9 protein-coding genes are annotated in these 14,428 nt (G+C 71.9%); 5 read left to right on the plus strand and 4 right to left on the minus strand.

The features are described from left to right. The first annotated feature begins 22 nt into the window (after window positions 1-22). Window positions 23-4,720: a hypothetical protein gene (locus tag OC490_RS36720; RefSeq protein ID WP_262062376.1), complete on the plus strand. Its 4,698-nt coding sequence runs from the start codon at window positions 23-25 to the stop codon at window positions 4,718-4,720. Between the two features lie 6 nt (window positions 4,721-4,726). Here OC490_RS36720 and OC490_RS36725 read toward each other — a convergent pair whose 3' ends face one another. Beyond that, window positions 4,727-5,275: a hypothetical protein gene (locus OC490_RS36725; RefSeq protein ID WP_262062377.1), complete on the minus strand. Its 549-nt coding sequence runs from the start codon at window positions 5,273-5,275 to the stop codon at window positions 4,727-4,729. Between the two features lie 418 nt (window positions 5,276-5,693). Here OC490_RS36725 and OC490_RS36730 point away from each other — a divergent pair, with 418 nt between their 5' ends. Genes OC490_RS36730 through OC490_RS36745 form a run of 4 tightly spaced genes read left to right on the plus strand, consistent with a single transcriptional unit; the run spans window position 5,694 to window position 10,020 of the window. Beyond that, window positions 5,694-8,531, plus strand: coding sequence for a nitrate- and nitrite sensing domain-containing protein (locus OC490_RS36730; protein ID WP_262062378.1), 2,838 nt, complete (start codon window positions 5,694-5,696; stop codon window positions 8,529-8,531). Further along, window positions 8,528-8,962: a roadblock/LC7 domain-containing protein gene (locus OC490_RS36735; RefSeq protein WP_093624343.1), complete on the plus strand. Its 435-nt coding sequence runs from the start codon at window positions 8,528-8,530 to the stop codon at window positions 8,960-8,962. Before OC490_RS36730 ends, OC490_RS36735 begins: the two co-directional genes overlap by 4 nt. A 9-nt stretch (window positions 8,963-8,971) precedes the next feature. Beyond that, the gene (locus tag OC490_RS36740; protein ID WP_262062379.1) at window positions 8,972-9,367 is read left to right on the plus strand and encodes a DUF742 domain-containing protein; all 396 of its coding nucleotides are present in this window, start codon (window positions 8,972-8,974) and stop codon (window positions 9,365-9,367) included. Between the two features lie 47 nt (window positions 9,368-9,414). Further along, a complete protein-coding gene (locus OC490_RS36745; protein WP_262062380.1) occupies window positions 9,415-10,020 on the plus strand; it encodes a GTP-binding protein in 606 nt (201 codons plus the stop codon). Between the two features lie 100 nt (window positions 10,021-10,120). Here OC490_RS36745 and glpK read toward each other — a convergent pair whose 3' ends face one another. The 3 genes from glpK to OC490_RS36760 all read right to left on the minus strand — a co-directional run bounded on the left by glpK (window position 10,121) and on the right by OC490_RS36760 (window position 14,417). Continuing rightward, a complete protein-coding gene (gene glpK, locus OC490_RS36750; protein ID WP_262062381.1) occupies window positions 10,121-11,632 on the minus strand; it encodes a glycerol kinase GlpK in 1,512 nt (503 codons plus the stop codon). Between the two features lie 69 nt (window positions 11,633-11,701). Continuing rightward, the gene (locus OC490_RS36755) at window positions 11,702-12,427 is read right to left on the minus strand and encodes an MIP/aquaporin family protein (RefSeq protein ID WP_262062382.1); all 726 of its coding nucleotides are present in this window, start codon (window positions 12,425-12,427) and stop codon (window positions 11,702-11,704) included. A 337-nt stretch (window positions 12,428-12,764) separates the two neighbouring features. Then, on the minus strand, window positions 12,765-14,417 hold the full coding sequence (locus OC490_RS36760; RefSeq protein WP_262062383.1) for a GGDEF domain-containing protein: 1,653 nt from the start codon (window positions 14,415-14,417) through the stop codon (window positions 12,765-12,767). Window positions 14,418-14,428 lie beyond the last annotated feature (11 nt).

Genomic DNA, 14,428 nt, shown 5'->3' on the forward strand with positions numbered 1-14,428 from the left:
AGACTTACGACGAGAGTCCGCCATGTACGAGCTGTCCCGGGTCCGCCTCTACTCCATCGGGCCCGCCGGTGCGCGCTACGCCGACACCGTGCTTGACCTGCGAGGCGTGGGCAAGCCCGTGCCCGACCCCGCCCCCACCCAGGCGGAGTTCTTCGAGGACGAGCCCGTCGGTCCGCCGCGCCGCCCCGCGCCCGCCGGTGTGCTCTTCCTGGAGAACGGCGGCGGCAAGTCCGTCCTGCTCAAGCTGATCTTCTCGGTGATGCTGCCGGGACACCGCAACACCCTGGGCGGCGCCAGCTCCGGAGTGCTGCGCAAGTTCCTCCTCGCGGACGACTGCGGCCATGTCGCCCTGGAGTGGCAGCACACGCTGACCGGCGAGTGCGTGGTCGTCGGCAAGGTCAGCGAGTGGCGGGGGCGCCAAGTCTCCAACGACCCGCGGAAGTTCGCCGAGGCCTGGTACTCGTTCCGCCCGGGACCCGGGCTGAGCCTGGACAACCTCCCTGTCGCCGAGGCCACTTCCGTACGGCCGCCCGTCGAGGGCGCGTCCGGCGCGCAGGGCCGTCGACGCACCATGAAGGGGTTCCGGGACGCCATCACCGAGTCGGGCAAGGCGTATCCCCACCTCGAAGTCCACTGGGAGGAGATCCACGACCGGTGGATCGAGCACCTGGGCGACCTGGGCCTCGACCCCGAACTCTTCCGCTACCAGCGGGAGATGAACGCCGACGAGGGCGAGGCCGCCGGCCTCTTCGCGGTCAAGAAGGACTCCGACTTCACCGACCTGCTGCTGCGCGCGGTCACCGACACCCGGGACACCGACGGGCTCGCCGACCTGGTCGGCGGCTTCGGCAACAAGCTGGGGCGACGCGCCGAGCTGATCGCCGAACGGGACTTCACGGCGGGGTCCGTGGACCTGCTCGGCCGGATCGTCGAGGCCGCCGAGGGACGGGCACGCGCGCGTGACATCCACGCAGGCGCCGAGCGCCGCACACGCACCCTGGCCCGCCGGTTGTCCGCGCGGGGCGCGCAGGAGCGGGTCAGGGCCGCCGACCTCGCCCAGCGCGTCACCGCCGCCGCATACGCCGTCACGCACTCCGAGGGGGCGCGCGAGCGCAGCGCGCTGATCGCCGCCGAACTGGCCTACCGGCACGCCTCGTTGGCGCTCGCCACCACGGAGAAGTCCGCCGCCGCGCAGAAGCGCGAACTCGCCGACGCGCGCACACTGCACTCCGCCTGGCAGGCCGCCGAGGCCGTCCTGCGCCACCGCGCCGCCGCCGACCGCTCCGCGCGCGTGGCCGTCGCCATCCGCGAGGCCGAGCGGGACGCCGCACCCGCGCTCGCCGCCCGCGCCAAGGCCGCCGTCGACCTCGTGCGGGCCCTGCACGAGGCCGCGGAGAGCGCCGAGAACCTCGCCAACGAGGGCGAGGAGCGCTCCGGCGCCCTTCAGGAGGTCGGTGAGTCCTCCCACCGGGACGCGACCTCCGCCGCCACCGAGGCACAGCGCGCCCGCAGCGAGATCGGGCATCTGCGCCAGCGTCTGTCCGAGGTCGAGCAGGAGACCGCCGAGGCGGTACGCGCGGGCTGGCTCGACGACAGCGCACCCGACGCCGACCCGGCCCGCGCGGCCCTGGCGGCGAGCGACGCCGAGAAGACGGCCGTGGCCGCCTGGGACACCGCGCGCGAGGCATCGCGGCGTGCGTCCGAGCACGCGCGCGAAACGGCTTCCGCCGAGTCCCGCGCGGAGTTGACGGCGGCCCGCGCGTCCGACGCGGCGACCGCCGCCGAGCGGACCTACGACGCGGAACGGCGCCTCGCCGAGGGACTGGCGGGGGAGGAGCGGCTGGCGGAGCTGCTGAGCCTGCCGGGCGCCGGTGGTACCGGTGGTGTGCCGGTGCCGCGTGGCGCCAACGAGGTTGCGGCGAGCGGCAGTTCTGCCGCCGACACCGCCTCCGTCACCCACTCCGGCACCACCAGGCCCAGCCGCCCGCTCGCCGAAGGCCCCCTCACCCCCGAGGAACTCGACCGCTTCGCCGACGAGTTGCGCGAACTGCTCGACGACGGGGTCGCCTCCAGCGAGCGACAGCTCTTCGACCTGCGTACCGCCGCCGCCGACGACTCCCGGATCCTCGGGGCGCTCGGAGACGGCGGACTGCTGCCGCCCGGCCCGGACGTGCTGGCCACCGTCGAGTACCTGGGCGAGCACGGCATCCCGGCCCTGCCCGGCTGGCGTTACCTCGCGCAGGCCGTCGATCCCGTCGACCACGCGCGCGTGCTGGCCGCCCGGCCCGAGCTGGTCGACGGTGTGATCATCACCGACCCGGCCACGCACGCGCGTGCCCGCGAGGCGCTCAGCGAGGCGGCTCTGCTGCCCCGCTCCGCCGTGGCGGTCGGTACGGCCGCCGCCCTGCTGGCCCCGACTCCGGCGCCCGACGCGGGGGACAGCGACGTCTTCCTCGTACCGCCGAACCCGGCCATGCACGACGAACACGCCGCCGACGAGGAGCGGCAGGCACTGCGCGCCCGGGCCACCGAGCGGGACGAGGAGATCCGCACGCTCGCCGCACGGCTCGGCAAGGACCGGGAACTGGCGGCGCGGCTCGCCTCCTGGCGAACCGGCTGTCCGAGCGGGCGGCTGGTCGAGCTGGCGCGGTCCGCGCAGGACACGCGCGCGTTCGCCGAGGAGGCCGAGGCCGAGCTCGCCGAGGCGCGGACCGTGCGGGCCGAGGCGGACGAAGCCGCCGCCGAGGCCGCCCAGGCGCGCGACGAGCGGCAGGAGACCGCACAGAAGGCCCGGCGTGCCGCCGACGCCCTCGCAGGACTCGCCTTCCGGCTGCGGGAGCGTGCCGGCTGGCAGGTCAAGCTGCGCGAACTCGCCGACGAGGCAACCGAGTCGGAGGCCCGCGCGCAGTCCTGCCTGGAGCGTGCCCGCGCAGCCGACGAGGACCGCCGCGCCGCCCAGCGCGCCGCCGACGACGCCCGCCGTACGGCCCGCGCGCTGCGTGCCGAGCGCTCCGAGATCGCGGGCGCCCCCGACGACGTACCGGCGGACGACCCCGCCGCTCCGAAGCCGTCGCTGCCCGCCCTGCGTGAGGCCTATCGCGCCGCGTCCCAGCTCTACGAGAAGGTCGGCGTCGGCGCCGACCTGCGGGCCGAGCAGGCGCGGGCGGAGAGCGACGAGAGCGCGGCCATCGCCGAGTTGGACCGGCTCAGCAACAAGGTCCGTACCCGCGCGGCCCAGTTGTTGGAGTCACCCGACGGCTCCGACGGGCCGTCCCGGCAGGCCGCCGCGGCGCGTGCCGAGGAGCTGGTGCAGTTGTTGGAGACCCGGGTGTCGAACGCGAGCGAGCAGCTCGGGCGGCTGCGCGGCGAGGCCGAACGGCACGCGCCCGTGGACGGCGAGGCGCACACCGAGCTGGCCGAGGAACTGGTCCCGCGCGACGCCGAACACGCCCAGGCACTGCTGCGCACCGCCACGGCCGAAGTCGCCTCCCGCGCCGACGCGTTGGGCCAGGCCCGCGAGGCGCACGCCGAACTCCTCGACGCCCACCGCGCCGCCGAGGACGGGGCCGGCGGCTTCGACGAGACCGCCGCGATGCTGCGTGACCTGCTGCGCGAACACTCCTCGGACGAGGAGCAGGAGGAGCCCGAGCCGTACCCGGGCAGCGTGGAGGAAGCCCGGCACTCCGCCGCCGAGGCCCGTCGCTCGCTGCGCGGCTGCGCCGCCGACCTGTCCGCCGCCGAGGGCGCCGTACGGGAAGCGAGCGATGTGCTCGTGCGGCACGCCAACTCCACGCGGTACGAGCAGGTGCGGACCCCCGCGCGGCAGCAGATCCGTGAGTTGCCCGCGTCCTCCCTGCCCGAGCACGCGCAGAAGTGGGCCGACGCCTTCGCGCCCCGACTGCGGGTCCTCACCGACGAGTTGGCGCAATTGGAGCGCAACCGCGACTCGATCGTGGACCGGCTCCGCGGCCTCGTCGAGTCGGCGTTCGCCACCCTGAGGTCCGCGCAGCGGCTGTCCCGGCTGCCGGAGGGGCTCGGCGAGTGGTCCGGGCAGGAGTTCCTGCGCATCCGCTTCGAGGAGCCCGACCAGGCCACGCTGACCGAGCGGCTCGGCGAGGTCGTGGACGAGGCCACCCGGGCCGCCGTGAAGAAGAACTCCGACATGCGGCGTGACGGAATGTCCTTGCTGCTGAGGGGAGTTGGAGCGGCCCTGGAGCCCAAGGGGGTCGCCGTCGAGATCCTCAAGCCGGACGCCGTACTGCGTGCCGAGCGGGTCCCCGTCGGGCAGATGGGCGACGTGTTCTCCGGCGGTCAGCTGCTCACCGCGGCCATCGCCCTGTACTGCACGATGGCCGCGCTGCGCTCCAACGACCGGGGCCGCGACAAGCACCGGCACGCCGGCACGCTCTTCCTCGACAACCCCATCGGGCGGGCCAACGCCACCTATCTGCTGGAGCTGCAGCGCGCCGTGTCCGACGCGCTCGGTGTCCAACTCCTGTACACCACCGGCCTGTTCGACACGACGGCACTGGCCGAGTTCCCGCTGGTCATCCGGCTGCGCAACGACGCCGACCTGCGGGCCGGCCTCAAGTACATCAGCGTGGAGGAACACCTCCGGCCGGGACTGCCGCAGCAGGCCCCCGCCGGAGAAGGGGAGTCGGTGCACAGCGAGATCACGGCGACCCGGATGTTCAAGCGACCGGCGCCGACCACCCCGTAGGCGAACCTAGGAGTGGGACTGCGACAGTTGCCCGGCGCCGCCCTTGCGGGTTATCCGCTCCTGCGCCCGCCGGGTGGCCTTCGCCTGACGCTGGGCCCGACGCCGCTCACGGCGGAGGGCCCGTGCCGTACTGCTGGGCTCCGAGACCACGCCGTTGCGCTGGTTCCACATCTGGCGGGTCACCCATACGTCCAGGGCGCCCCAGGTGGCCACCACCGTGCTGACCACGCTGCTGATCACCATCGGGAACGCCAGCCAGGACCCGGCCATCGTGCACAGAAAGGCCACCGTCGCCTGAATAAGCGTCACGGCGATGATGAGCACCGCCCGCACGGCCGCCGTACGCACCGGATCGGGCAGCCGACGCCGACGCGCGGGCTCCTCGATCCACAACGGCCTGTAGTACTCCTGCTGTTCGGCTGTCGCGCGGGCCGCACGCGGCCCCTCGAACCCCGCCGCCTTCGGTGCGCCCGAGCGCGCCGGAGCCTCGCCGTCCCCCGTCGAGCGCGCCGCCACGCCGTCCTCAAGCGCCTCTTGCCGCTCCGCCGTGCCCATCAACGTGTCCTCCCCACCGCCGGTACACCACTCGCTCCCGAGTCCGAAGACTCCGGCTCCCCAGTGGGTGCCCGGCCTGCCCTGTTTTACGCCGCCCGGATGCGGATGCGGCTCCTGTGGCCGGTTCCGCACCCATATCCCGTAGAGAAAGACGAACAACATCCCACGAAGATTCCCAACGAACGAAAAATTCCAGCCAACTGGCCAAGCGGGTCGATCCGGTCAGGTCCGGCGAACCTCGCGGATTCGGGGCGGCAATCTCCCGTAATGACCTGACACCTCCCCATGTCCGGTCTCTGGTGCGGAAGTTCACGCTCCGGACAGCTCTTCGAGTTACCTGTGTGTCAGTAGTAGGCTCGCGCCGTTTGTTGACGCACATGTGTACCCCCGGCCGGCGGGGGTCCAGCTGGGGGAGGCCATGCGCTTTCGCGGGAAGTCCATCCGCCGGAAGATCGTGGCGCTCCTTCTCGTGCCGCTCGTGTCCCTGACCGCGATCTGGGCGTTCGCCACGGTCCTCACCGGCCGGGCGGCCGGAGACCTGTTCAACGTGTCGTCGGTCGTCGAGAAGATCGGCTACCCCACCGAGGACACCGTCCGCGTCATCCAGCAGGAACGACGCCAGTCGCTGGTCTATCTCGCCGACCCGCGCGCCGCCGACGGCCTCACCGACCTGAAGCACAGCCGCACCGCGACCGACGCAGCCGTCGCCAAGATCCGCAGGAACGCCCGGAACCCCGACGTCCGCGACGCGCTGGGCCAGACCACCGACAGCCGCGTCTCCGCCGTGCTCGACGCCTTCGACGGCCTCACGTCCCTGCGGCGCAGCGTCGAGGACGGCACCGTGAACCGCGCCCAGGCCCTCGATCTCTACAACCGCCTGGTCGACCCCTGCTACGTGCTGCTGACCAACCTCCACGTCGTCGACAACGTCGAGATGGACAAGCAGTACCGCGCCCTCGTCAACCTCGCACGCGCGCGTGAACTCCTCTCCCGTGAGGACGCGTTGCTCGGCTCCTCGCTGATCGTCGGCAAGCTCACCCGGGACGAGACCCGCGCCGTCTCCGACCTCGTGGCCCAGCGCACCCTGATGTACGACGTCAACCTGCCGCTGCTGCCCTCCTCGGAGCGCGACCACTTCGACCGCTTCTGGAAGAACGCGGCCAGCGCCCCGCTCCGCGTGGCCGAACAGGCCGCCGCCTCCTCCGAGTCCGGCGAGCCCCGCAACGTCACCGCGCAGACCTGGAACACCGCGGCCGGCGCCGTGCTGGACAAGCTCGGCACTCTCGACGACCAGGCCAACGACCGCTATCAGGACCGCGTCCGGCCCGTCGCGATGAACGTCATCCTGAAGGCGGCCGTCGCCGGCGTCCTCGGCCTGATCGCCCTGCTCCTCTCGCTCTTCCTGTCCGTGCGCATCGGCCGCGGCCTCATCCGCGACCTGCGTCAACTCCGCCTGGACGCCCACGAGGCGTCCGGCGTCCGGCTGCCCAGCGTGATGCGCCGCCTGTCCGTCGGCGAGGTCGTCGACGTGGAGACCGAGGTCCCGCGCCTGGAGTACGACAGGAACGAGATCGGCGAGGTCGGCCAGGCACTCAACACCCTGCAGCGCGCCGCTGTCGAAGCCGCCGTGAAACAGGCCGAGTTGCGGTCCGGCGTCTCCGAGGTCTTCGTCAACCTCGCCCGACGCAGCCAGGTCCTGCTGCACAAGCAGCTCACCCTGCTCGACACCATGGAGCGCAGGACCGAGGACACCGACGAACTCGCCGACCTGTTCCGCCTCGACCACCTGACGACCCGTATGCGCCGCCACGCCGAGGGCCTGGTGATCCTCTCCGGGGCCGCCCCGTCCCGGCAGTGGCGCAAGCCGGTCCAGCTCATGGACATCGTCCGCGCGGCCGTCGCCGAGGTCGAGGACTACGAACGCATCGAGGTCCGCCGGCTGCCGCGGATCGCCGTCACCGGGCCCGCCGTCGCGGACCTCACCCACCTGGTGGCCGAACTCCTGGAGAACGCCACGGTGTTCTCCCCGCCGCACACCGCCGTGCAGGTCCTGGGGGAACGGGTCGCCAACGGCTTCACCCTGGAGATCCACGACCGAGGCCTCGGCATGGCGGCCGACGCGCTCCTGGACGCGAATCTCCGGCTCGCCGAGACACCCGAGTTCGAACTCTCCGACACCGACCGGCTGGGCCTGTTCGTGGTCAGCCGCCTCGCCCAGAGGCAGAACGTCCGCGTCTCCCTCCAGCCCTCCCCGTACGGCGGCACGACCGCCGTCGTGTTCATCCCCGACGCCCTGCTGAGCGACGAGGTCCCGGACACCAACGGCATCGGCTTCCGTCTCGACCGGCCCCAGCCGACGAAGGAGGCCGAGTACGAGGAGAGCCACCGCTCCGCGCTCTCCCAGGTGCCCGCGAAGCTTCCCGGCCTTCCGCCCGCCCTCCTGGACGGGCCGGTCGAACTGGAGGCCCCGGTCGACCTGGACGCCCTCGCCGGCTTCCCGAACGCCCTCGGCGACGAGGACGGTGAGCGCGGCGAGGTCTTCCGCCCGCGCCGCCCGGGCCTCCGGGACGACCTCGCCCCCGTCCGCCCCGTAGAGCCCCGTCCGCAGGCCTCAGAGGCCCACGACGGACCGCGCGAGGACGCGGACGCCCACCGGAGCGACCCGCTTCCGCTGCCCCGGCGCCGGCGCCGGACGCCCAAGCTCGTCAGCTCGCACGGACGCCCGGTCGTCGAACAGCGCTCGCGACGGGAACCGGGGGATTCCGCGGACGGTCTCTCCACGGCCCGGGGCCAGGGCGGAGCCGACCCGGAGACCCCGGCACCGCTGCCGGCCCGGCGGCGCGGTGACACGCCGCTACGGCGCCGTACCGACGTGCCTGGGGGACGCGCCGAGTCCTCGGTGCCCCCGGGGCGCGGATCCGGCGAGCCGCCCGAGACCCCCTCCCTGCCCCGACGCACCCGGCGTGCCGAGATCGCGTCCAGCATTCCGGACTCCGGCACCTCACCGGGCGGCAACGGGCCCGACCCGGGGGCGTTGCCCAGGCGCGTGCGCCAGGCCAACCTGGCCCCACAGCTGAAGAAGGACCCCGAACGGCGCACCACGAGCCCGGCGGAGGTCGTGGAGCGCGACGCCGACGAGGTACGCAGCCGCATGGCCTCCCTCCAACGCGGCTGGCAGCGTGGCCGCGAGGAGAACGCCGAGGACGACGACGTCCAAGGCGGCACAGCACAAGGAACTAAGGGGGACGGTCGATGACCGCACCAAAGGCGACCGGCCACGACACGACCGACCAGCGCGGGCTGAACTGGCTCCTCGACGACCTCGTCGAGCGCGTCGCCAGCATCCGCAAGGCGATCGTGCTCTCCGGCGACGGTCTGCCCACCGGCGTGTCCCAGGATCTGACCCGCGAGGACAGCGAACACCTGGCCGCCGTCGCCTCCGGCTTCCACAGCCTCGCCAAGGGCGTCGGCCGTCACTTCGAGGCGGGCAGCGTACGGCAGACCGTCGTCGAGCTCGACGAGGCCTTCCTGTTCGTGACGGCCGCCGGTGACGGCAGCTGCCTCGCCGTGCTGGCCGACGCGGACTCGGACGTCGGACAGGTCGCCTACGAGATGACACTGCTCGTGAAGCGGGTCGGTGTGCATCTCGGTGCCGCTCCGCGCACCGATCTGTCCTCCGGCGGGTAGTGAAGTGACATGAGCAGAGACGGTCAGGGAAGAGGCCACTGGTTCGACGACGAGGCCGGACCGGTCGTCCGTCCGTACGCCATGACGCGCGGCCGTACCACCAGTGCGGCACAGCACCGCCTCGACCTGATCGCGGTCGTGGTCGCGGAGTCCCGGGCGGACGAATTCGAAGCGGACCAGGCGCTGTCCCCGGAACACGTGGACATCGTCGGTCTGTGCCGTGACGCCCCGCAGTCGGTCGCCGAACTCGCCGCCGAACTCGACCTGCCCATCGGCGTGATACGGGTCCTCATCGGAGACCTCGTGGACGAGGAGCTCGTCCATGTCTCACGGCCCGTACCCCCGGCCGAACTGGTCGACGAGAGTATTCTCCGCGACGTCATCAGCGGCCTGCGGGCACTGTGAGCGGCGCGGAATCTGATCCGCCCCCCATCAAGCAGGAGAAGAGATCGATGATCTTCGGGCGTTCTGAGCGAGGCAAGCCTCCGGTCGAGCCCGTCACGCTCAAGATCCTGGTGGCCGGCGGCTTCGGCGTGGGCAAGACCACCCTCGTCGGCGCGGTCAGCGAGATCAGGCCGCTGCGCACGGAGGAGCTGCTCACCGAGGCGGGGCGTCCGGTCGACGACACCAGTGGTGTGGAGGGCAAGCACACCACCACCGTGGCCATGGACTTCGGCCGCATCACCCTGCGGGACGACCTGGTGCTCTACCTGTTCGGCACGCCGGGCCAGGAGCGCTTCTGGTTCATGTGGGACGAGCTCTCCGAGGGCTCGCTCGGCGCCGTCGTACTCGCCGACACCCGCCGCCTGGAGGACTGCTTCGCCGCCCTCGACTACTTCGAGCGGCGCTCCATACCCTTCGTCGTCGGCGTCAACTGCTTCGAGGGCGCCTCCCGTTACCCGGTGGAGACCGTACGGCAGGCCCTGGACCTCGACCAGGACGTACCGCTCATGCTGTGCGACGCGCGCGACCGGTCGTCGGTCAAAGAGGTCCTCATCGAGGTCGTCCAGCACGCGATGGCCTACGGTGCGAAGCGCCGCCAGAGCGTCACCAGCTGAGCCGCGGGAGCGGCCCGTACCTCCGCCGACCGGGGTACGGGCCGCAGCTCGTCGAAGGACGCACGCGCGTGTGCCTCATCAACCACGCACGCGCGCGTGCCTAGTTGTCGCCCTCCTCCAGCCAGCCGAAGCTCTTCTCCACGGCCTTGCGCCAGTTGTGGTACTCGCGGTCCCGCACCGAGGACTCCATGGAGGGCGTCCACTCGACGTCCTTCTGCCAGTGGGACTTCAGCTCGTCCAGGCCGTTCCACACCCCGGTGGCGAGCCCGGCCGCGTAGGCGGCGCCCAGGCAGGTCGTCTCGGAGACCTTGGGCCGGATCACCGGTACGTCGAGTACGTCCGCCTGGTGCTGCATCAGCAGGTTGTTCTTGGTCATGCCGCCGTCCACCTTCAGGGTGGTGATCTGCACCCCGGAGTCCTGGAACATGGCGTCCACGACCTCCCGCGTCTGCCAGCTCGTCGCCTCCAGCACCGCGCGCGCGAGGTGCCCCTTGGTGACGTACCGCGTCAGCCCGGTGACGACACCGCGCGCGTCCGAGCGCCAGTAGGGCGCGAACAGCCCGGAGAACGCGGGCACGATGTACGCGCCCCCGTTGTCGTCCACACTCGCGGCCAGGCTCTCGATCTCGTCGGCGCTGCGGATGATGCCGAGTTGGTCCCGGAACCACTGAACGAGCGCGCCCGTTATGGCTATTGATCCCTCCAGACAGTAGACGGGCGCCTCGTCGCCGATCTTGTAGCCCATCGTGGTGAGGAGCCCGTTCTTCGAAGGCACCGGCCGGTTCCCCGTGTTGAGCAACAGGAAGCTGCCCGTGCCGTAGGTGTTCTTCGCGGTGCCCACGTCGTAGCAGGCCTGCCCGAACACGGCCGCCTGCTGGTCGCCCAGGGCCGACGCCACGGGCACGCCCGCGAGTTGGCCGATCGCGGTGCCGTAGACCTCGGCCGAGGACCTGATCTCGGGGAGGATCGCCTCGGGCACGTTCATCGCGGCGAGGATGGACGGGTCCCACTGGAGGGTCTCCAGGTTCATCAGCATGGTGCGCCCGGCGTTGGTCACGTCGGTGACGTGCCGACCGCCGTCGGTGCCGCCGGTGAGGTTCCAGATCAGCCAGGAGTCGATCGTCCCGAAGGCGATCTCGCCGCGCTCGGCGCGGTCCCTGAGACCGGGCACGTTGTCGAGCAGCCAGGCCGCCTTGGGCCCGGAGAAGTAGCTGGCGAGCGGCAGCCCGGTCTGTTCGCGGAACCGGTCAGGACCGTCCGAGCCGCCCAACTGCTTGCACAGGGCCGCGGTGCGGGTGTCCTGCCACACGATGGCGTTGTGCACGGGTTTGCCGGTGGCACGGTCCCAAAGGACCGTCGTCTCCCGCTGGTTGGTGATGCCGAGCGCGCTGAGCTGGTCGGCGCGCAGTCCGGCCTTGGCGATGGCGCCGGCGACCACCGCCTGCACCTTGGACCAGATCTCGGTGGCGTCGTGCTCCACCCAGCCCGGCTTGGGGAAGATCTGGCGGTGCTCACGCTGGTCGACGGCGACGATCGCGCCGTCCTGGTTGAAGACGATGCAGCGGCTGGAGGTGGTGCCCTGGTCGATTGCGGCGACGAACTTGTCCGTCATGACGACCCCTTTGTCGTTTCCCTCGGATCCTTTGGAGGGTGCTCTCGGAAGACTGCTCGAAGACCGTTGTCAGAAGGCTGCGTTGAAGATCACTCCGGCGAGCGCCCCGCCGATCAGCGGCCCCGCTACCGGGATCCACGCGTAACTCCAGTCCGAAGTGCCCTTGTTGGGGATCGGGAGCAGCGAGTGGACGATGCGGGGACCCAGGTCGCGGGCCGGGTTGATGGCGTACCCGGTGGGCCCGCCGAGCGACAGACCGATACCGACCACCAGGAACGACACCACAAGCACCGCCGTGCCGGACTCGCCCAGTCCCTTGGTGAGCCCGAAGGCCAGGATCGGCAGGACCAGCGCGATGGTCGCGATGATCTCCGTCATCAGGTTCGCCACGACGTTGCGGATCGTGGGCGAGGTGGAGAAGATCCCGAGCGTGGGCTGCGCCATCTCCTCCTCGGCGTTGGCCTGGAACTGCGCGAAGTAGACCAGCCAGCACAGCACCGCGCCGAGCATGGCGCCGACCATCTGCCCCGCGATGTAGAGCGGGACCTTGTCCCACTTCCCGGTGTCGATGGCGATGCCGATCGTGACCGCGGGATTGAGCTGCCCACCGGACAGCGGCGCGGCCGTGTACGCCCCGGCCATCACGCCGAAACCCCATCCGAACGCGATGACGATCCAACCGGAGTTCTGTGCCTTGGAGTAGTTCAGTACGACGGCGGCGACCACGCCGGCGCCGAAGAGGATCAGGATCGCGGTGCCGATGACCTCGCCGAGAAATATGTCTCCATTGCTCATGGCGGCTCCTAGGCCCGGGCCCGGGACGGTCGGCCCCGGTCCTCCGTGCAGGGTGCGGTTCCCTTGGCGACTTCAGCCGAAGGCAGGGAGGGTCCCGAGCCCCGCCCGGCGTCCGTGACGAGCGTGCCGTCGCAGCCGAGATCGCCCTTGGGGGAGTGGGCCCGAGCGCAGGCGCAGCCCGCGCGGCGCAGTGCCTGGTACGCCGAGAATGTTCGGCGATGTCGACCGACACCGGGAAGTGTTCACCGGTGCCCAGGGAGCGTCAAGGTCGCGGACGGCAACGGTGACACCCGTCCTGACGGCCCCTGGAGCCCCGTAGGAAGCCGCTGAGCCGCTCTCAGCGCCCGTGCGACTCCGCCGCCGTGCGGTCGGCCTGTACGGGCGGCACAGGCGTGCCACGCAGGATCTCGTACGAGCCCAGCCCCGCCTGGCTCAGCACCCAACTCGTGCCGTGCAGCGACTTCGCGGCCGTCTTCAGCGGCGCGAGATACGTGGCCGCCTGCCGGTGGTCGGCCACACTGCCCGGCACGCACAGGACGGTGGCCAGGGACAGAGTCACCGCCCTGCCGCCCGCCGCCCAGGGCACGTTCAGCACGGCGGCGGCCAGTTGCTCCAGCCCTTCGGGATCGGTGAGCACGAGGAAGTCGTCCCCGCCGATGTGCCCCACGCGCGTGTGCCCGCTCGCCGCCCGCTGCAGCGCCTGCCCCACCGAGCGGATCAACTCGTCGCCCGCCGCGAAACCGGCCCCGTCGTTGACCTGCTTGAAGTGGTCGACATCCAGCCAACTCAGCGCGAACGCCCGCCCGTCCGCGATCCGCCGGTCCACCTCACCGGTGATCGCGTCCGAACCGGGCAGCCTCGTCAGCGGATTGAGACCCGCGGCCTCCTCCACCCGCGTCTCGGCCAACGCCCGCACCAGATCCGCCAGCCGTACGACACCCACACACCGCCCGTACCGGTCGACGACCGCCACGTCGTCCGACGTACGGTCCGCGTCGCCGACCGCGACGACGTCCAGGACCTCCCAGGCGGTCGCGTCGACGCCGATCGTCCGCGGCACGTCCCCGAGTTTGGCGGCGGGCCGGTCGGCGTACAGGGCGTGCCCGTAGCGCCCCGACATCGACAGCAGGAAGCGGGACCGGTGCACCGACCGGACCGGCACCCCGTCCCGGTCCACCAGCACCACTCCGGAGACGTCGGGCGAGCCGGTCAGCAGCGCCCGGACCTGGTCGGCGGACGCGGTGTCGGGCAACAGCGCGGCCGGCCGGACGAACTCCCGTACCCACGGCCCGGCCGGCGGTGTCGGCGCGAGGCCGGGCGGCCGGGGCGGAACGTATACGTCCGCTGCGGGGACCCGGGTCGCCGGCGCGAACAGCTCGCCCTGAGCCAGCTGCGCCCCGGCCGATCGCGCGGTCGCGCACTGCGCCTCGGTCTCCACCCCCTCCACGGACAGCAGCGCGCCCAACTGCTCGCACAGGGTCCGCATCGCGCGCACTGCGGCGGGCCGTTCCAGCAGCGACGCGTCGAGCTTCACCAGGTCGGGCGCGAGGTCCGTGAGCAGCCGCAGGGGTATGTCACCGTCGCCGACGCCGTCGGCACTGATCCGGAACCCCTGGCCGCGCAACGCGGACACCGCCTCCAGGAGCGCCCGTCGCGGCACGTGCGTGAAGGGCGGGACGATGTCGACCGTCACTTCCCACGGCAGCCGGCCCGCCTCGCGGACCGCGCTGTGCAGTGCGGTGAGTCCGCCGAGGTCGGCGAGGGTGCCCGCGAACACATTGATGTGCAGGGGCAGCAGTGTCTCCTTGCGGGCGGCGGCACGGACCGCCAACACGGCCAGCTTGCCGTCGACTTCGGGATCGCGGCGGGCCTCGGCCAGGATGTCGCCGGTCTCCGGGCGGACGAGTACCTCCAGGCCCGCGATTCCGCCGGTGGTCAGATTGACCACCGGTTGGAAGGCGAAGCGGAGAGTATCCGTCCAGGAGCGCACGGCAGCATGAT

The sequence above is a fragment of the Streptomyces sp. STR69 genome, assembly GCF_024519455.1.
Lineage (GTDB): Bacteria > Actinomycetota > Actinomycetes > Streptomycetales > Streptomycetaceae > Streptomyces.

What these genes read in the sequence shown, in the direction of transcription:
- OC490_RS36755 (WP_262062382.1), bottom strand. Translation starts at nt 12,427, where the DNA reads ATGAGCAATGGAGACATATTTCTCGGCGAGGTCATCGGCACCGCGATC.
- OC490_RS36745 (WP_262062380.1), top strand. Translation starts at nt 9,415, where the DNA reads ATGATCTTCGGGCGTTCTGAGCGAGGCAAGCCTCCGGTCGAGCCCGTC.
- OC490_RS36740 (WP_262062379.1), top strand. Translation starts at nt 8,972, where the DNA reads ATGAGCAGAGACGGTCAGGGAAGAGGCCACTGGTTCGACGACGAGGCC.
- glpK (WP_262062381.1), bottom strand. Translation starts at nt 11,632, where the DNA reads ATGACGGACAAGTTCGTCGCCGCAATCGACCAGGGCACCACCTCCAGC.
- OC490_RS36720 (WP_262062376.1), top strand. Translation starts at nt 23, where the DNA reads ATGTACGAGCTGTCCCGGGTCCGCCTCTACTCCATCGGGCCCGCCGGT.
- OC490_RS36725 (WP_262062377.1), bottom strand. Translation starts at nt 5,275, where the DNA reads ATGGGCACGGCGGAGCGGCAAGAGGCGCTTGAGGACGGCGTGGCGGCG.
- OC490_RS36730 (WP_262062378.1), top strand. Translation starts at nt 5,694, where the DNA reads ATGCGCTTTCGCGGGAAGTCCATCCGCCGGAAGATCGTGGCGCTCCTT.
- OC490_RS36735 (WP_093624343.1), top strand. Translation starts at nt 8,528, where the DNA reads ATGACCGCACCAAAGGCGACCGGCCACGACACGACCGACCAGCGCGGG.